19 protein-coding genes are annotated in these 17,167 nt (G+C 75.1%); 7 read left to right on the top strand and 12 right to left on the bottom strand.

Going from position 1 to position 17,167, the window contains the following annotated elements:
• Window positions 1–90: 90 nt before the first annotated feature.
• The 3 genes from ABZ881_RS06555 to rimP are packed head-to-tail and all read right to left on the bottom strand — an operon-like array spanning window position 91 to window position 2,098.
• Entirely contained in the window at window positions 91–468 is a 378-nt protein-coding gene (locus ABZ881_RS06555; protein ID WP_344024671.1) for a YlxR family protein, read from the bottom strand.
• Window positions 469–497: 29 nt separating this feature from the next.
• Window positions 498–1,538 carry a transcription termination factor NusA gene (nusA, locus tag ABZ881_RS06550; protein ID WP_344024673.1) on the bottom strand — a complete coding sequence of 347 codons (1,041 nt, stop codon included), beginning with the start codon at window positions 1,536–1,538 and terminating at the stop codon, window positions 498–500.
• Window positions 1,535–2,098: a ribosome maturation factor RimP gene (rimP, locus tag ABZ881_RS06545; RefSeq protein WP_358482340.1), complete on the bottom strand. Its 564-nt coding sequence runs from the start codon at window positions 2,096–2,098 to the stop codon at window positions 1,535–1,537. The genes nusA and rimP overlap by 4 nt, the downstream gene beginning before the upstream one ends.
• A gap of 275 nt (window positions 2,099–2,373) precedes the next feature.
• Here rimP and ABZ881_RS06540 point away from each other — a divergent pair, with 275 nt between their 5' ends.
• Window positions 2,374–2,856 carry a hypothetical protein gene (locus tag ABZ881_RS06540; RefSeq protein ID WP_358482338.1) on the top strand — a complete coding sequence of 161 codons (483 nt, stop codon included), beginning with the start codon at window positions 2,374–2,376 and terminating at the stop codon, window positions 2,854–2,856.
• Between the two features lie 85 nt (window positions 2,857–2,941).
• On the top strand, window positions 2,942–3,424 hold the full coding sequence (locus ABZ881_RS06535; RefSeq protein ID WP_344024680.1) for a ferritin-like domain-containing protein: 483 nt from the start codon (window positions 2,942–2,944) through the stop codon (window positions 3,422–3,424).
• Window positions 3,425–3,470: 46 nt separating this feature from the next.
• On the opposite strand, the gene ABZ881_RS06530 is transcribed toward ABZ881_RS06535, so the two are convergent.
• Window positions 3,471–4,535, bottom strand: coding sequence for an aminotransferase class V-fold PLP-dependent enzyme (locus ABZ881_RS06530; RefSeq protein WP_358482336.1), 1,065 nt, complete (start codon window positions 4,533–4,535; stop codon window positions 3,471–3,473).
• A gap of 37 nt (window positions 4,536–4,572) precedes the next feature.
• Here ABZ881_RS06530 and ABZ881_RS06525 point away from each other — a divergent pair, with 37 nt between their 5' ends.
• The gene (locus tag ABZ881_RS06525; RefSeq protein WP_358482334.1) at window positions 4,573–4,983 is read left to right on the top strand and encodes a secondary thiamine-phosphate synthase enzyme YjbQ; all 411 of its coding nucleotides are present in this window, start codon (window positions 4,573–4,575) and stop codon (window positions 4,981–4,983) included.
• Between the two features lie 183 nt (window positions 4,984–5,166).
• Window positions 5,167–5,823, top strand: a complete 657-nt coding sequence (locus ABZ881_RS06520) for a hypothetical protein (protein WP_358482332.1) — start codon at window positions 5,167–5,169, stop codon at window positions 5,821–5,823.
• Window positions 5,824–5,938: 115 nt separating this feature from the next.
• On the opposite strand, the gene ABZ881_RS06515 is transcribed toward ABZ881_RS06520, so the two are convergent.
• The gene (locus ABZ881_RS06515) at window positions 5,939–7,684 is read right to left on the bottom strand and encodes a proline--tRNA ligase (protein ID WP_358482330.1); all 1,746 of its coding nucleotides are present in this window, start codon (window positions 7,682–7,684) and stop codon (window positions 5,939–5,941) included.
• 97 nt (window positions 7,685–7,781) lie between these two features.
• Here ABZ881_RS06515 and ABZ881_RS06510 point away from each other — a divergent pair, with 97 nt between their 5' ends.
• Window positions 7,782–8,201: a PPOX class F420-dependent oxidoreductase gene (locus tag ABZ881_RS06510; RefSeq protein ID WP_358482329.1), complete on the top strand. Its 420-nt coding sequence runs from the start codon at window positions 7,782–7,784 to the stop codon at window positions 8,199–8,201.
• Between the two features lie 14 nt (window positions 8,202–8,215).
• Here ABZ881_RS06510 and ABZ881_RS06505 read toward each other — a convergent pair whose 3' ends face one another.
• Window positions 8,216–9,346 (bottom strand): homoserine O-acetyltransferase, encoded by a 1,131-nt coding sequence (locus tag ABZ881_RS06505; RefSeq protein WP_358482327.1) that lies wholly within the window; start codon window positions 9,344–9,346, stop codon window positions 8,216–8,218.
• 13 nt (window positions 9,347–9,359) lie between these two features.
• Window positions 9,360–10,670, bottom strand: coding sequence for a bifunctional o-acetylhomoserine/o-acetylserine sulfhydrylase (locus ABZ881_RS06500; protein ID WP_358482326.1), 1,311 nt, complete (start codon window positions 10,668–10,670; stop codon window positions 9,360–9,362).
• 349 nt (window positions 10,671–11,019) lie between these two features.
• On the opposite strand from ABZ881_RS06500, the gene yaaA reads away from it, so the two are divergent.
• A complete protein-coding gene (gene yaaA / locus ABZ881_RS06495; protein WP_358482324.1) occupies window positions 11,020–11,769 on the top strand; it encodes a peroxide stress protein YaaA in 750 nt (249 codons plus the stop codon).
• 12 nt (window positions 11,770–11,781) lie between these two features.
• On the opposite strand, the gene ABZ881_RS06490 is transcribed toward yaaA, so the two are convergent.
• A complete protein-coding gene (locus ABZ881_RS06490; RefSeq protein ID WP_344024697.1) occupies window positions 11,782–12,252 on the bottom strand; it encodes a hypothetical protein in 471 nt (156 codons plus the stop codon).
• A 686-nt stretch (window positions 12,253–12,938) separates the two neighbouring features.
• Between ABZ881_RS06490 and ABZ881_RS06485 the strand changes: the two genes are divergently transcribed.
• Window positions 12,939–14,171 carry a DEAD/DEAH box helicase gene (locus tag ABZ881_RS06485; protein ID WP_358482566.1) on the top strand — a complete coding sequence of 411 codons (1,233 nt, stop codon included), beginning with the start codon at window positions 12,939–12,941 and terminating at the stop codon, window positions 14,169–14,171.
• Window positions 14,172–14,219: 48 nt separating this feature from the next.
• Here ABZ881_RS06485 and ABZ881_RS06480 read toward each other — a convergent pair whose 3' ends face one another.
• The 4 genes from ABZ881_RS06480 to ABZ881_RS06465 form a co-directional block, all read right to left on the bottom strand.
• Entirely contained in the window at window positions 14,220–14,663 is a 444-nt protein-coding gene (locus ABZ881_RS06480) for a lipopolysaccharide assembly protein LapA domain-containing protein (protein WP_358482321.1), read from the bottom strand.
• A 110-nt stretch (window positions 14,664–14,773) separates the two neighbouring features.
• Complete coding sequence (locus ABZ881_RS06475; RefSeq protein WP_358482320.1) at window positions 14,774–15,478, bottom strand: FadR/GntR family transcriptional regulator; 705 nt, start codon at window positions 15,476–15,478, stop codon at window positions 14,774–14,776.
• A gap of 31 nt (window positions 15,479–15,509) precedes the next feature.
• Window positions 15,510–16,274 carry an SDR family oxidoreductase gene (locus tag ABZ881_RS06470; protein ID WP_358482318.1) on the bottom strand — a complete coding sequence of 255 codons (765 nt, stop codon included), beginning with the start codon at window positions 16,272–16,274 and terminating at the stop codon, window positions 15,510–15,512.
• Complete coding sequence (locus ABZ881_RS06465; protein ID WP_358482317.1) at window positions 16,271–17,125, bottom strand: fumarylacetoacetate hydrolase family protein; 855 nt, start codon at window positions 17,123–17,125, stop codon at window positions 16,271–16,273. The genes ABZ881_RS06470 and ABZ881_RS06465 overlap by 4 nt, the downstream gene beginning before the upstream one ends.
• Window positions 17,126–17,167 lie beyond the last annotated feature (42 nt).

Here is a 17,167-nt window from a genome sequence, read left to right as displayed (position 1 = left end):
CTTGTCCTGACCGGAGGCCGGGCGGCAGCATCCCGCTCGACCTCGAACCTAGTGTCGAAGCACGTTCATGGTGCGATCTTCACTGCTGGCTCATGACTGGTCGACCTTGCTTCCTTCCGATGACGGGCCGGGGAGGCTCCCTGACCCCTGCTGATCCTGGATCCGGATCCGTACGGCCGTGGCGTCCAGTGGGGCTCGGACGCGCAACGCCCGGCTGAACGCCGAGCGGCGCTCGGCGCGGTCCAGGCACCCCGTCGCGGGGTGCAACCAGGCACCCCGGCCGGGGAGGCGGCGGCGAGGATCCGGGACGAGATGTCCGTTCTCCGCGACCACCCGCAACAGTGCGTCGGCCCGTTCCCGGGTCCGGCACCCTACACAGGTCCGGATCGGGATCGACCGGGGACGTGCGGGCGACGGACCGCGACCGCGGACCGTCTGTGAGTGTAGCGCAGAGGACGGACCGGGCATTCCCTCGCCCGCCCCTCCCGCACACCCGGCTACGACGACACCTCGACCGGGTCACCGCCCGGGCCGACCGGGTCGCGCGGGTCCGCGTCGCTCCGGATGTCGATCTTCCAGCCGGTCAGCCGGGCGGCCAGGCGGGCGTTCTGCCCCTCCTTGCCGATCGCCAGCGACAGCTGGAAGTCCGGGACGACGACGCGGGCGATCCGGGCACGCTCGTCCAGCACCGTGACCGAGACCACCTTGGACGGTGAGAGCGCGTTGCCGACGAACTCGGCGGGGTCCTCGGACCAGTCGATGATGTCGATCTTCTCGCCGGCCAGCTCGGCCATCACGCCGCGGACCCGGGCGCCCATCGGACCGATGCACGCGCCCTTCGCATTGAGCCCCGGGCGGGTGGAGCGGACCGCGATCTTGGACCGGAAGCCGGCCTCGCGGGCCACCGACACGATCTCGACGGTCCCGTCGACGAGCTCGGGGACCTCCAGCGCGAACAGCTTGCGGACCAGGTTCGGATGGGTGCGCGACAGCGTGATCGAGGTCCCGCGCGGGCCGCGGTTCACGCCGATCACGTAGCAGCGGATCCGGTCCCCGTGCCGGTAGACCTCGCCCGGCACCTGCTCGGCCGCGGGCAGCACCGCCTCCGTACCGCCGGACCCGCCGAGCGCCACGACGACCATGCCGCGGGCGTTCGCCCGGGCGTCGCGCTGCACGACCCCGGCGACGATCTCGCCCTCCTTGGTGGCGAACTCGCCGTAGGTGCGCTCGTGCTCGGCGTCCCGCAGCCGCTGGACGATCACCTGGCGGGCGGTGGTCGCAGCGACCCGGCCGAAGCCGTCCGGGGTGTCGTCGAACTCGGGGCCGGGGGTGCCGTCCTCGGCCCGGTCGGCTGCGTCGCGGGCGAGCACCCGGACGACCCCGGTCTTGCGGTCGATCTCGACCCGGGCGTCCGGATGGTGGCCGTCGGTGTGCTTGTAGGCGGTCAGCAGCGCCGTCTCGATGGCGTCGAGCACCGTCTCGAACGGGATCTCCTTGTCCCGCTCGATGGCCCGCAGCGCAGGGATGTCGACGTTCACCGGTTCTCCTCGTTCGCGCTGTCCGTACTTCCCTCGCCGGCGCCGAGCAGCGCGGCCTCGCCCGCCGGGGCGGGCTTGAACTCGATCTGCACCTGGGCGTGCTCCACGTCGGCGTAGGCGATCTCGCGCAGCTCCGGCTTCCGGCCGGGCACCGCGACCTCGACCCGGTCGTCCCCGGCCCGGCCGATCCTGGCCTCCAGGGTGTCCCCGCCGGTCAGGGTGATCCGCGCCAGGCGCAGGAAGTTCCGCTGCCAGTGTCGGGGACGGGTGAGCGGCCGGTCCACCCCGGGCGAGGTGACCTCGAGGGTGTAGGAGCCCTCGATGAGGTGCTCGTGTGAGTCCAGCTCGGCGGCGGCGGTCCGGCTGAGCCGGGCGATGACGTCCAGGTCGATGCCGGTGGCCGGGGAGCTCTCCGGCAGGTCGACGACGAGCTTCACCGCGTGCCGCCTCCCGGCGGTGCGGACCTCGACGGCGTCGATCTCCAGCCCGGCCTCCAGGACCACCGGCTCGAGCACGCCGCGCAGCTGGTCTGCCAGCGCTGCGGGGTCCGGACTGCGCATCGGGTGACTCTCCTCGTGATCGCGTCGGTCGGCGGCCGTCGGGATGCCGACCCGGCCCGCACCGTCGCGACCGCAGCCGGGCACCCCGCTGCGCGGCGTGTCTCGGGTACGGGCACCGTCCGGCTCGGGCGGACGCGGACGACGGCAGGGGACGGCCGATGAGCCTAGCGCGTTCGATCGGGGCGCCCGCGGTCGCGGTGCGGTCCTCCGATCCCCCGTCCGCACCACCCGGTCGGTGACGGGCGGGCGCACCCCGGCTGGCAGCATGACCGTTCGTGAGGGACCGGAGACGTGCGGTGGCGGGTGCGGCCGGATCGGTGCTCGACCGCCGCCGGGTGCTGGCCTCGGTGGCCGCGGTCGTGGCGCTGCCGCCGGTGCTCGCGGCCTGCTCGCCCGGCACCGACCGGCGGGCCGACGCGAGCGAGGCGCTGCTGGCGATGGCCGATGCCGCCCGGCGGGACGCCGCGCTGGCCGCCGCCGCCGTCACCTCGGACCCGGCGCTGGCCGGCCGGCTGGAGCCGCTGCGCGCGGCCCGGCTGGAGCATGCCGCCGCGCTGGACCAGGCGGGCGGGCGGCCGCCCGGGTCGGCCCCGGTCCCGGCGACCCCGCCGTCCGCGGACGTCGCCGCCGTCCGGGACTCGGTCGACGGCTCCGCCCGCACCGCGGGCGAGGTGGTGATCGAGGCGTCCGCGCTGCAGGCCGGGCTGGTCGCCGAGGTGGCCGCCTGCTGCGCCGCCTACGTGGTGGCCCTGCAGTGAGCCGCACAGCAGTCAGCCGCACAGCACCGGGCCGCACCGAAGTGAGCCGCACGGCGCCGGACCGCACGGGGACAGGAGGAAGCCGGTGAACCGTCATCTCGCGCCCGCCCAGGACGGCGGCGCCGAGCAGCCGTCCGCCCAGGTGGCGAAGGAGGCGCTGCAGCGTTCGCTGGCCGGTGAGCACGCCGCGATCTGGGCGTACTCGACGGCGCTGGCGTTCCTCCCGCCGGATCTCGCGGGCCGGGCCCGCGCCGAGCTGGAGGCGCACCGGACGCTGCGCCGCGAGGTCAGCGAGGCGCTCACCGAACTGGGCGAGCGGCCGGTCTCGGCGCAGCCGGCGTACACCCCGCCGCAGCCGGTGGTCGACGAGCTGTCGGCCAGCGCGCTGCTGGTCACCGCGGAGACCGACACCGCGGCCGCCTGGCGGTCGCTGGTCGAGCGGGCGCCCAGCCGGGAGATGCGCCAGGCCGGGCTCACCCGCATGATCGAGTCGACGGTGCGGTGCGCGTTCTGGCGCGGCGCGACCGAGCAGAGCCCGGCGATCCCGGTGTTCCCCGGCCGGGGCTGACCCGCCGGACGGATCAGGCTCCGACCGGCCGCCGAACGGCCGCGGATCAGCCGCGCAGCGCCGCCGCGGCGAGTTCGACGTCGTCGGTGGTGTTCGTCAGGTGGAACGCGAGCCGGGCCGCGCCGTCCCGCACCGCGGCGGTGATCCCGGCCCGGGCCAGCCGCTCGGCGGCACCCTCGGTACGAACCGCGACGATCGCCGATCCGGCGGGCGGCATGCCCAGCCGCTCGCGCAGCGCGTCGGCCAGCCCGGCGCAGTGCTCGCGCAGCGGCTGCGGATCGAGTGCGGCCAGCCAGGGGACCGTGACGGCGGACCCGACGTGCGCGAACCACACCGGCGCCTCCTCGCCGCCCGCCGGACCGGGCCGGCCCGGCGGATCGGGGGTGTACAGACCGCTTCCCCACCGGTCCCGGGCGCCGTACCAGCCGGCGCCGTGCCGGACGACGTCCGGCCAGCGCCCGCCCGGACCGTCCACCCAGGACGGTCGCTGGGCCAGCCAGGCGGTGCCGCGCGGGCCGAGCAGCCACTTGTACCCGGCGCCGACCACGGCGTCCGCCCGGTGCAGCCGCAGCGGCAGCCAGCCGGCGGCCTGGGTGACGTCGAGCAGCAGCCGGAACCCGGACCGCTCGCGGGCCGCGAACAGCGCGTCCAGGTCGGCGATCCGGCCGTCCGCGGACTGCACCACCGACACCGCGACGAGATCGTGTTCCGGCGCCCGCCCGGCCAGCTCCTCGAGCGGCGCCTCGGTGATCCGGACGCCGCGGTACGTCTGCATTGCGAACGGCCGGGTGACGCTGGCGAACTCGCCTTTCGCCACCAGCACCCGGGCGCCGTCCGGGACGGCGGCGGCGAGCGGCCCGAGCAGCCCGGACACCGTCGCGCCCTGGGCGACGTCGGCGACCGGCACCCCGGTGATCGCGGCGAACCCGGCCCGGGCGGTCTCCACGGTGTCGTCGAAGTCGCGGGGTGCGGACCTGCCCTCGGCCCAGGCCCGGACCGCGTCGGCGACCGCGGCGGACGCGTCCAGCGGTGGGATGCCGATGCTCGCCGTGTTGAGGTAGCCGGGGCGGAGCGGCAGCTCGCGCCCGAACACCGTCGTCGTGCGTTCCACGCTGCCCGACTCTAACGAGGGTCCTAGGGTCCGGAGGGTGCACAGCGAGCTGATCGACATCCGTACCGGTTCCGAGGAAGCCGTGGTCGACCTGACGACCCGGATCGAGCGATTCCTGGCCGACGCCGGCGCCCGTGACGGGCTGCTCAACGTCTTCGTCCCGCACGCCACGGCCGGGATCGCCGTGATCGAGACCGGCGCCGGCAGCGACGCCGACCTGCTCGCCCAGCTGCGCGAGCTGCTGCCGGCCGACGACCGCTGGCGGCACCGGCACGGCAGCGCCGGGCACGGCCGGGACCACGTGCTGCCCGCGTTCGTGCCGCCGTCCACGACGATCCCGGTGATCGGCGGGCGGCCGGCGCTCGGGACCTGGCAGTCGGTCTGCCTGGTCGACACCAACGTCGACAACCCGACCCGGTCGGTGCGCCTGACGCTGCTCCCGGGCTGACGACGACCGCCGGACGACCCGGTGCCGCCGCCCGGCGGTGAGCCGTCGGTCCGCCGCCGCGACCGGTCGTAGGCTGCGCCGGTGAACTCCGGCCGGACGTCGACGACCGGCCGTCCGGGTGTGGCCGCACAGGCCCACCCGGGCGAGCCCACTCCTCCTTCCGGTGTACGCCGGCTCCGTCCGGTGCTCGCCGCGCTGGTCGCGGTGTTGCTCGTCGCGGGCACGGTCGCGGCGCTGACCGGGATCGGCGACGCCCCCGCGGCGCCCCCGGTACCGGCCGCCCCGGCACCGCCGGACACGTTCGCGGTGACACCGCCGGACGGCTGGACGGCCGCCCCGGCGGGTGCGGCGCCGCTGGAGGTGTTCGGGGTGCCGTTCACCCGGCTCGCCGAGGTGCCGCCGTTCGCGGCAGGGCAGTGCCCGGCCGATCCGGCGCCGCGCGGGCTGGCCGCGGCCGCGCTGGTCGCCGTCCCGGCCGGGACGAGCGTCGAGGAGGCGGCCATGGCGTTCGCCCGCGGCGCCGGCGAGGCCGCCTACGCGGGCGCCGCCCCGCAGGTCGCGGTCGGCCCGGCCGGTCCGCGCCCGGGGCCCGACGGCGCCGAGAACGGGGTGTGGGTCGAGGCGACCGTGCGCACCGACGGGACGGCCGCCGGGCAGGCCGGCTGTCGCGCGACCGACGGCACCGCCGGGGTGCTCGCGGTGCCGCGCACCCGGGCCAGGGACGGCTCGACCGGGGTGGCGATGCTGGTCGTCGCCGCCGACGCCGCGGGCGGGCCGGGCGACCCGGTGAGCCGGGCGGCGCCCGGCGAGCTGGCGGCGTCGGCGGTCCGACCGGGCTGAGCCCAGGCCGAGCCCGGGCAGCGGCCCGTCAGCGCGGACCGCATCCGGCCCGCGCCCGCCCGGCGGCCGGACCGGTCCGTTCCGGCGGCCGGCCCGCCGCCGCGTCCGGTGCGGGTCAGGCGCCGCGGACGATCCCGGCGACGTGCTCGGCGACGCCCGCGCGGGCGATCTCGGTGCGCTCGCCGCTCGCCCGGTCCTTCAGCTCGACCTTCCCGTCGGCCAGCCCGCGCCCGACGACCACGATCGTCGGGACACCGACCAGCTCGGCGTCGGCGAACTTCACGCCCGGCGACGCCTTGCGGTCGTCGAGCAGCACGTCCAGGCCCTGCCGCTCCAGCTCGGCGGCGATCTCCTCGCCACCGGCCAGCAGCTCCGCGGACTTGCCCGCGACGACCACGTGCACGTCGTAGGGCGCGACCGTGCGCGGCCAGACCAGGCCGTGCTCGTCGTGGCTCTGCTCGGCGATCACCGCGACCAGCCGGGACACGCCGACGCCGTAGGAGCCCATCGTGATCCGGACCGGCTTCGAGTCCGGGCCGAGCGCGTCCAGCCCGAACGCGTCGGCGTACTTGCGGCCGAGCTGGAAGATGTGCCCGATCTCGATGCCGCGGGCCGCCTCCAGCACGCCCTCGCCGTCCGGCGACGGATCACCGGCGCGCACCTCGGCGGCCTCGATCGTGCCGTCCGGGGTGAAGTCCCGCCCGCACACCAGGTCGACGACGTGGTGGTCGGCCTTGTCGGCGCCGGTCACCCACGCGGTGCCGGTCACGATCCGCGGGTCGACGAGGTAGCGGACGCCGTTCGCGGCCAGCGCGCCCGGCCCGATGTAGCCCTTGACCAGGAAGGCGTTGCGGGCGAAGTCGGCCTCGTCGAGCAGCGCCACCTCGGCGGGCTCCAGCGACGCCCCGAGCCGCTTCAGGTCGACCTCGCGGTCCCCGGGGACGCCGACGCCGAGCAGCTCCCAGTCCTCGGCCCCCGGTGCGCGGGTCTTGACCAGCACGTTCTTCAGGGTGTCCGCGGCGGTGAAGCGGCGCTCCCCGGCGGCGTTGAGGAAGTCGACCAGGGTGTCGATGGTCGGGGTGTCCGGGGTGTGGTGCACCTGCGCGGCGGGCAGCCCGTCGAGCGGGATCGCCGGGGGCGCAGGCGTCGTCACGGCCTCGACGTTCGCCGCGTAACCGCCGGGCCCGCGGACGAAGGTGTCCTCACCGGTGGGCGACTCCGCCAGGAACTCCTCGGAGGCCGAGCCGCCCATCGCGCCGGAGGTGGCCGCGACGATCACGTAGTCCAGCCCGAGCCGGTCGAAGATCCGCACGTAGGTGTCGCGGTGCCGCCGGTAGGACTCGGCCAGGCCGTCGTCGGACAGGTCGAACGAGTAGGAGTCCTTCATCAGGAACTCGCGGCCGCGCAGGATGCCGGCGCGCGGCCGCTCCTCGTCGCGGTACTTGGTCTGGATCTGGTAGAGCACGACCGGGAAGTCCTTGTAGGACGAGTACTCGCCCTTCACCGCGAGCGTGAACAGCTCCTCGTGGGTGGGGCCGAGCAGGTAGTCGCCGCCCTTGCGGTCCTTGAGCCGGAACAGGTTCGGGCCGTACTCGGTCCACCGGTTCGTCGTCTCGTACGGTTCGCGCGGCAGCAGCGCCGGGAACTGGATCTCCTGGGCGCCCATCGCGTCCATCTCCTCGCGCACGACGGCCTCGATGCGGCGGAGCACCTTGAGGCCGAGCGGCAGCCAGGAGTAGACGCCCGGGGCGACGCGACGGACGTAGCCGGCGCGGACCAGCAGCTTGTGGCTGGGAACCTCCGCGTCGGCCGGGTCCTCGCGCAGGGTCCGCAGGAACAGCGACGACATCCGGGTCAACACCCGCAGCAGCGTAGCGACGACCCCGATACCGCTTCACCCCGGTTCTCCCCGGGTCCGTGAGCGGGAACACGCCGGGCCGCCCGCGGGTTGCCCGGACATGGGTGAGGAACAGCACGAGCTGCTCGAGAAGGCGACACAGGGCACGCTGGCGACGATCAAGCGCAGCGGCATGCCGCAGCTGTCCCCGGTCACGCCGCACTACGACCGGGCGGCCGGGACGATCCGGATCTCGATGACCGAGGGCCGCGCGAAGACCGCGAACCTGCGCCGGGACCCGCGCGCGGCGCTGTCCGTGGAGAGCGCCGACGGCCGGGCCTGGGCGACCGCCGAGGGCCCGGTCGAGATCGTCGGCCCGGACGACTCGCCCGGCGGCCCGGCCGTGCAGGCGCTCGTCGACTGGTACCGGGACGCCGCCGGCGAGCACCCGGACTGGGAGGAGTACCGCCAGGTCATGGTCTCCGACCGGCGGGTGCTGGTGACGATCCGGGTGCAGCGCGTCTACGGCGAGCGGGTCTGAGGCGGGCCTGACGCTCAGGAGTCCAGGAGCTCGGCGAGCAGCCGGGCCACCGTCGGGGTCTCGACCAGGAAGCCGTCGTGGCCGTACGGCGAGTCGATCACCTTGAGCGGATCGGAGTTCGGGATCCCGGCGGCGAGCTCCTCCTGCTCGGCGAGCGGGTACAGCCGGTCCGAGGTCACCCCGGCGACGAAGGTCCTGGCCCGCACCCGGGCCAGCGCGGAGGCGACGCCGCCGCGGTCCCGGCCGACGTCGTGGTGGTTCATCAGCTGGGTCAGCCGCACGTAGGACGCGGCGTCGAACCGGTGCACCAGCTTGGCCGCGTGATGGTCCAGGTAGGACTCGATGGCGTAGCGGCCGCCGTCGAACGGGTCCTCGGCGGCCTGCGGGTCGCGGCCGAACCGGGTGGTCAGCTCGTAGCCCGAGCGGTAGCTGAGGTGCGCGATCCGGCGGGCGATCCCGAGCCCGCGCCACGGCCCCTCCGGCAGCTCGTGGTAGTCGCCGCCGTGCCAGTGCGGGTCGGCCCGGATCGCCTCGATCTGCGGGTTCGCCCAGCCGATCTGGTCCGCCGACGACGCGGCGGGCCCGGCCAGCAGGAACAGCCGCGCCACCCGGTCCGGCTCGGTGGCCGCCCACTCCAGCGAGCGCATCGACCCCATCGAGCCGCCGATCACGCAGGCGAACGCGTCGATGCCGAGCGCGTCGGCCAGGTACTGCTCGGCGGCCACCGTGTCCCGCACGGTGACCACCGGGAACCGGCTCCCCCACGGCCGGCCGTCCGGCGCCGTCGACGCCGGCCCGGTGCTGCCCTGGCAGCCGCCGATCGCGTTGGGTGCGACGACGAACCAGCGCGCCGGGTCCAGCGGGCCGCCGGGCTCGATCAGCCCGGGCCACCAGCCCGCCGTCGGGTGCCCGGGGCCGGCCGGTCCCTCCAGGTGGGTGTCCCCGGTCAGCGCGTGCAGCACGAGGACGGCGTTCGACCGGTCCGGGGCGAGCTCGCCCCAGGTCTCGTAGGACAGCCGCACCGCGGGCAGCTCGCCACCCGCCTCCAGCTTCAGCGGGGCGGGCAGGTCCAGGAACCGTCGTCGGCCGGGGTCGTCCCCCTCCCGCCACGCACCGGTGGCGGGAGGGGGCGGTGTGGTTCTCACGTCCAACAGAAGATCAGGCGCCCTTCGACGCCCGGAAACCGGCGTCCAGGTCCGCCTTGATGTCCTCGATGCCCTCCAGGCCGACCGAGAGCCGGACCAGGCCCGGGGTGACGCCGGAGGCCAGCTGCTCCTCGGCGGACAGCTGGCTGTGCGTGGTGGACGCCGGGTGGATCACCAGGCTGCGGACGTCGCCGATGTTGGCAAGGTGGCTGTGCAGCTCCAGCGCGTCGACGAACTTCTTCCCCGCCTCGACGCCGCCCTGCAGCTCGAAGGCCACGATCGCGCCGCCGCCGCGGGGCAGGTACTTCTGCTGCGCGGCGTGCCACGGCGAGGACTCCAGGCCGGCGTAGTGCACCTGCTCGACCTCGTCGCGCGCCTCCAGCCACTCGGCGAGGGCCTGCGCGTTCTGGTTGTGCCGCTCGATCCGCAGGGACAGCGTCTCGATGCCCTGGATGATCAGGAAGGCGTTCTGCGGGGAGATCGCCGGGCCGAGGTCGCGCAGCAGCTGCACCCGGGCCTTGATGATGTAGGCGATCGGCCCGACGGCGTCGGTGAAGACGGCGCCGTGGTAGCTCGGGTCCGGGGTGGTGAGCCCGGGGAACTTGTCGGCGTTGCCGACCCAGTCGAACTTCCCGGAGTCGACGATGATGCCGCCGATCGAGGTGCCGTGGCCGCCGAGGAACTTGGTCAGCGAGTGCACCACGATGTCGGCGCCGTGCTCGATCGGGCGGACCAGGTACGGGGTCGGGACCGTGTTGTCGACGATCAGCGGCAGCCCGGCCGCGTGCGCGACGTCGGCGACGCCGCGGATGTCGAGCACGTTGCCGCGCGGGTTGCCCAGGGTCTCGGCGTAGAGGGCCTTGGTGTTCGGCCGGATCGCGGCCTTCCACTCCTCGAGGTCGTCCGGGTTCTCGACGAAGGTGACCTCGATCCCGAGCTTCGGGAACGTGTAGTGGAACTGGTTGTAGGTGCCGCCGTAGAGCGAGGCGCTGGAGACGATGTGGTCCCCGACCTCGGCGATGTTCTGCACCGCGAGGTGCTGCGCGGCCTGCCCGGAGGCGACGGCGAGCGCGGCGGCGCCGCCCTCCAGCGCGGCGACGCGCTGCTCGAGCACGTCCTGCGTGGGGTTCATGATCCGGGTGTAGATGTTGCCGAACTCGGCGAGCCCGAACAGGTTCGCGGCGTGCTCGGTGTCCCGGAACGCGTACGACGTCGTCTGGTAGATCGGGGTCGCCCGGGCACCCGTCGTGGGGTCCGGGGCGGCGCCGGCGTGCACCTGCTTGGTCTCGAAGGACCAGGATGCGGTCTTGTCGGGGTCGGTCATGAGGAACTCCTCGGTATCGGCCGTCGCCGTCGGCGGTCGGATGCCGGTCCGTGCGGGACCGGCGGGAGGACGCCTGCGGCGTCGGCGGTCGGGTCGGCGGAGGGATGCGGCCGGTGCGGTCGCCGCACCGGCCGGGTCGAGCACGAGGTCAGCGACAGGGGCGACAGGTCGCGCTCGTGATCCGCATGAAGTCGACGTGGAGGCGCGCCACGAGGCAGGTCACGCCCGGAAACCTAGTCCGGTACTCCGTCCGGCACAACGCCCCGGTCGGGCGGGGTGACACGGCCCCGCCGGCGGCGGTGTCCCGTGCGCGCCGGGGCCGTCCGCCGGGCCACTAGGGTGGCGACCCGTGCTCGTGCTGCTTCCGCCCTCGGAGACCAAGCGCCCCGGCGGGGACGGTGGCCCGCTCGATCTGGCCGCGCTGTCCCACGACGCCGAGCTGGGCCCGGCCCGCAAGGAACTGTGCGAAGAGCTGGTCGCGCTGGCCGCGGACGTCCCGGCCGCCCGGGCCGCGCTGGGCGTGTCACAGCGCCAGGACGCCGAGATCGGGCGCAACGCCGCGCTGTGGAGCTCGCCGACGCTGCCCGCGCTGGACCGCTACACCGGCGTGCTCTACGACGCGCTCGACGCCGGCTCGCTGACCCGGGCGGCCCGGGACCGCGCCCGGGCCCGGCTGGCGGTCTGCTCGGCGCTGTTCGGGCTGCTCGGCGCCGACGACCCGATCCCGGCCTACCGGCTCTCGGCGGGCTCGAAGCTGCCCGGTGCGGGGACGCTCGCCGCGCGCTGGCGGCCGGCGCTGGATCCGCTGCTCGGCCGGATCGCGGGCGGTGAGCTGGTGGTCGATCTGCGCTCCGGCGGCTACGCGGCCCTCGGGGCGGTGCCCGGCGCGGTGACGGTGAACGTGCTGGCCGAGCGCCCGGACGGCTCGCGGTCGGTGGTCAGCCACCACAACAAGTCGCACAAGGGCGGGCTGGCGCGGCTGCTGGCGACCTCGCGGGCCGAGCCGGCCGATGCCGGGGCCGTCGCCCGGATCGCCCGCCGGGCCGGGCACGTCGTGGAACGCACCGGCGACCACCTGGACCTGGTGATCCCGGCCTGAGGGCGGCCCCGGTCAGCTGAGCGCGTTGACCGCGCCGAGCGCGAGCGCGCCGAAGGCGATCCCCCAGACGACGACGGTGACCACCTGCCAGATGATCACCTGCTGCCGGTTCAGCCCGGCCGCGACCATCGCGAACGCGGTGATCGAGATGGCCAGCAGGCTCGGGGCGGCGAGCGAGGCGATCGGCACGCCGTAGCGGTCGACGCGGGCGAGCAGCTTGCGGCGCCGCTCGCTCTGCGGCTTCGCCGTGCCGCTCGTCAGGCCCCGCCGGGCCCGGTCCCCCAGCCAGACCGCGACGGCCAGTGCGATCAGGTTGCCGACCACCGCCGCCGTCACCGCGAGCGCCACCGGCATCCCCGCCACGACCCCGATCCCGGCGCCCGCATAGGACTCCAGGAACGGCACGATCCCGATCACCAGCACGGCGAGCACCTGCACCAGCGGGTGCAGGGTGTCGACGAACGCGTTCAGCTGCTCGATCATGACACCATCGTGCCGGGCGTCGCGTTCACCCGGAACGTCCGGTTGTCACCCGTTCACCGCAGCGTTGCACGGGGCAGCCGTGACAGATGTCAGATGTCCTGCGGTACCGCCGGATGCGGCGCGCGCCACGGGGCGTACGCTGAATTCACGAGTGCCCGGCCACCCAGCTGCCGGGCCGAGCCTTCCCATCACGGAGCGCGCGCAGCGAGGACGCCCAGCCGCGCCCGGGCCCGTCGGCCGAGCACCCGCTTCCGAGGTCTCCGCAGGACGTGCCACGTCACGCGAGGAGACCTGTGACCAGGCCCCAGTTCCGCCCGCCGTCGTCCGACGCGGGTCACACCACCGACGCACGGCCGTCCCGCCGCCGGGCCACCCGGCCCGCCGGGGCGACCGCATCGGTGGCCCCGGCCGGCGAGCGGCCCCGTGCCGACCGCGCCGCGACCGGCGGCGAGCGCCCCGGCCGCGGTTCCCGCGGCGGCCGCCGCACCGATGCCGAGCACCCGCGCGCCACGCACGGCCCCCGCACCGAGGGCGACCGCGGCGGCGACGCACCGGCCCGGGCCGGCCGTCCGAACCGGCGGCGCCGCGGCAAGGGCTCTGGCGCGCCGCAGCAGTCCCGCGGGCCGGTCACCCCGGCGAGCACCACCGGCACCGCGGACGTCCAGTGGACGGCCCCCGAGTCGGGCATGCCGTCGTTCGCCGAGCTCGGTCTGCCCGAGTCCCTGGTGAAGGCGCTGGCCGCCGAGGGTTTCACCGCACCGTTCCCGGTGCAGGCGGCCACCCTGCCGGACACCCTGGCCGGGCGCGACCTGCTCGGCCGCGGTCAGACCGGCTCCGGCAAGACCCTGGCGTTCGGGTTGGCGCTGCTCGCCCGGCTGACCGGTGAGCGGGCCCGCTCGCGGGCCCCGCTCGGGCTGGTCCTGGTGCCGACCCGCGAGCTGGCCGCCCAGGTGGTCGACGTCCTGACCCCGCTGGCCGGGCCGGCGAACCTGCGGCTCGCCACGATCGTCGGCGGGCTGTCGATGTCCAAGCAGGTCGCCGAGCTGCGGCGCGGGGTCGATCTGCTGGTCGCCACCCCGGGCCGGCTCACCGACCATCTCCAGCAGGGCACCTGCGACCTGTCCGAGGTCACCGTCACCGCGCTCGACGAGGCGGACCGGATGGCCGACATGGGCTTCCTGCCGCAGGTCCGCTCGATCCTGGACCGGACCCCGTCCGACGGCCAGCGGCTGCTGTTCTCCGCGACCCTGGACGGCGACGTCGACGCGCTCGTCCGCCGCTACCTGACCGACCCGGTGACCCGCTCGGTCGCCCCGGCGACGGCGAGCGTCGACACGATGGAGCACCACGTGCTCGTCGTCGGTCCGGACGACCGGGCCCGGGTGATCGCTGAGATCGCCGCCCGGGAGGGCCGGACGATCCTGTTCGTGCGCACCAAGCACGGCGCCGACCGCATGGTGCGGGTGCTGCGCCGCCAGGGGGTCGCCGCCGGGCCGCTGCACGGCGGGCGCTCGCAGAACCAGCGCAACCGGGCGCTCGACGACTTCCGCTCCGGTGAGGTGCCGGTGCTGGTCGCCACCGACGTCGCCGCCCGCGGCATCCACATCGACGACGTCGGCCTGGTCGTACACGTCGACCCGCCGGCCGACCCGAAGGCGTACCTGCACCGCGCCGGGCGCACCGCGCGGGCCGGTGAGGACGGCGTGGTCGTCACCCTGGCGACGCCGGAGCAGAAGGCCGAGGTCGACACCCTCACCCGGCAGGCCGGGGTGAAGCCCGAGGTGGCCCGGGTCGGGCCGGGGCATCCGGACCTGGTCCGGGTCACCGGGTCGCGGGAGCCGTCCGGCGAGCCGATCCCGACCCCGCGCAGCCAGCAGTCCGCACCGGCCAAGGGCCGCGGGCGCGGCCGTCGGCGCTGACACCCGGCCGGCGGGCGATCGCCGGCGCCGCCGAGGCGGCCCGGGAGCCTAGTGCTTCCGGGCCTCCCGGCGGAGCTGCAGGATCCGCCCGGTCCCCGGGACCGCGACCAGCAGAATCCCGGCGACCGCCGCGAACAGCAGCGCCACCCCGGTCGGCAGGGTGCCGCTCAGCCACAGGAAGTTGATCACCACCGGCGTCGTGTTCTGCACGATGAAGATCAGCAGGAAGATCAGCACGACGGCGGAGAGGATCAGCGCCGCCCAGAGCCCGCCGGTGCGGCTGTGCGGGATGGAGCGGCGCACCGTCGTGCTGTCGTCGCCGGCGGGCTGCGACCCGTCGGTGGGCACCGCGACCGTCGGCTGCTCGGACGGCTCCAGCTCGGTCGACGGCTCCGGGACCCGCAGCGCGGGATGCGTCGCCGGGTCCGCGGTGGGGTCCTCCGGCCCGACCCGGCCCCACGCGGGCCGCTCGCCCCGTCGCTCGTCGCTCATCCGAACTCCGCCCCTCCCGGTCGTGGTCACGCGGGAGTATCGCGCACGACGCACCGGCGCCGGTGCCGACGCGCGAGCATGATCGCGACCCGATCCGGCGGTGCGGCCGTTCAGCCGACCGGCGGGAGCACCGCACCGGGCCCGGCGAGCGCCTCGCACAGCCACTGTTCGACGCCGGCGACGTGCACCGTCGCCCAGGACCGGGCGACCTCGGGCTGGCGGGCCGCGATCGCCCGGTAGATCTGCTCGTGCTGCTCCCGGGTGCGGGCGACGGCCCCCTCCTCGGTCAGCCCGCGCCAGATCCGGGCCCGGTGGGTCGGCCCGGAGATCCCCTCCAGCAGCGAGCACAGCACGGCGTTGCCGGACGCGGCGGCGATCCGGCGGTGGAACTCCAGGTCCCCGGCGACCAGCTCCTCCACCGTCGGGGCGTCGTCGACCGAGTCGAGCAGCGCACGCAGAGCGGCGACGCCCTCGTCGGACATCCGGGTCGCGGCCAGCGCGGTCGCAGCGGGCTCGGTGATCCGCCGGACCTCCAGGAACTCCAGCACGGTGTCGTCGCGGTGGAAGTCCACGACGAACCCGAGCGCGTCCATGAGCAGAGTCGGCTCCAGGCTGGTGACGTAGGTGCCGTCGCCCTGCCGCACGTCCAGCACCCGGATCAGCGACAGCGCCCGCACCGCCTCGCGCAGCGAGCTGCGGGACAGCCCGAGCCGCTGCGCCAGCTCGGCCTCCCTGGGCAGCCTCGATCCGGGTGCCAGCTCCCCGCTGACAATCATGCCCTTGATCTTCTCGATGGCCTCGTCGGTGACCGGCACACCCACCTCCTCGCCGTCGTCGGGCTGATCGTCACGATTGTGCCGGGGCCTGCGGCCGGAGGCGGAGGTCCTGCATCCCGCCGTCGACCGCGAGCGCGATCCCGACCGTCGATCCCGACCGCGGGCTCGCCAGGTAGGCCACCGCGCCCGCCACCTCGTCGGCGGTGACCAGCCTGCCGTGCGGCTGGCGGGCCTCCAGCGCCGCCCGTTCGGCGGCCGGGTCGTCCGCGCCGGCCAGCAGCCGTCCGATCCACGGGGTGTCGGCCGTGCCGGGGTCGACACAGTTCACCCGGATCCCCTCGCGCAGGTGGTCGGCGGCCATCGCCCGGGTCAGGGCCAGCACCGCTCCCTTGCTCGCGCTGTAGAGCGCCCGCTGCGGCAGGCCGGCGGTCGCCGCGATCGAGGAGGTGTTCACCACCGCCGCCGCCGGGGAGCGGCGCAGCGCGGGCAGCGCGGCCCGGGTGGCGCGCACGACACCGAGCAGGTTCACGTCGAGGACGCGCAGCCACTCGTCGTCGGGGTTGTCGGCGACAGTGCCCTGGGCGCCGATGCCCGCGTTGTTCACCAGTAAGTCGAGCCGCCCCCACCGGTCGAGGACGGCGTCGACGGCGCGTCGCACCGAGTCGTCGTCGGTGACGTCGGCGGCGAATCCGTCGCTCCCCGCGGGCACCTCGTCCACGTTCAGGTCCAGCACCGCCACCCGCGCCCCGTCGGCGCTGAGCCGCCGGGCCACCGCCGCCCCGATCCCGGACGCGCCGCCGGTCACCACCGCCACCAGCCCGTCGAACTCGCTCACGCCACACCGCCGACGATCGTGTGCCGGGCCGTCCCGAGCCCGTCGATCTCCACCTCGACGACGTCGCCGGGTGCGAGGTAGGGGTGCCGGCCGGACAGCGCGACACCCTCCGGTGTCCCGGTCAGCACGACGTCGCCGGGTTCGAGCGCGAGGTACCGGCTCAGGTCGTGCACCAGGTACTCGACGCCGAACACCATGTCCTTCGTGGACGAGTCCTGCCGGGGCTCGCCGTTGACCCTGCTGCACAGCCGCAGGTCGCGATGGTCGATCTCGTCCGGGGTGACAAGCCACGGGCCGAGCGGGCCGAACCCGGGTGCGGACTTGCCCTTGCCCCACTGCCCGCCGGACACCTCCAGCTGCAGCGCCCGCTCGGACAGGTCGTCGGCGAGTACGAACCCGGCGACGTGCGCCATCGAGTCGGCCGGCGAGTCCAGCAGGTGCGCCCGACGCCCGATCACGATCCCCAGCTCGACCTCCCAGTCCAACTTGGTGGCGCCCGGCGGGATCGGCACGTCGTCGTCCGGCCCGGCGAGCGCGGACGGGGACTTGAAGAAGACCACCGGATGCTCGGGCGGCTCTGCCCCGGACTCCGCGGCGTGCGCCGCGTAGTTCATCCCGATGCAGACGATCGCCCCCGGACGCGCGACCGGAGCGCCCCACCGCCGGTCCGCCGCACCGGGGAGCGCGGGGAGCAGGCCTGCCCGCAGCGCCTCGGAGACGGCATCGATCCCATTGCCGGACAGGAAGTCCGGATCGATGTCGGGAGTGATCCCGGTCAGGTCGAGCAGCGCGTCGTCGGCGACCAGGACCGGACGTTCGGCACCGCGGGGTCCCACGCGGGCGAGCTTCATGAGCGACTCCAATAGATCGGATGTCTGTTGACTATCTCGGAC

Origin of the sequence: Pseudonocardia sp. NPDC046786 (assembly GCF_040645415.1) — a bacterium.
GTDB lineage: Bacteria > Actinomycetota > Actinomycetes > Mycobacteriales > Pseudonocardiaceae > Pseudonocardia > Pseudonocardia kongjuensis.
Note: the sequence above shows the minus strand (reverse complement) of the source record. Positions and strands in the feature narration are given on the sequence as shown.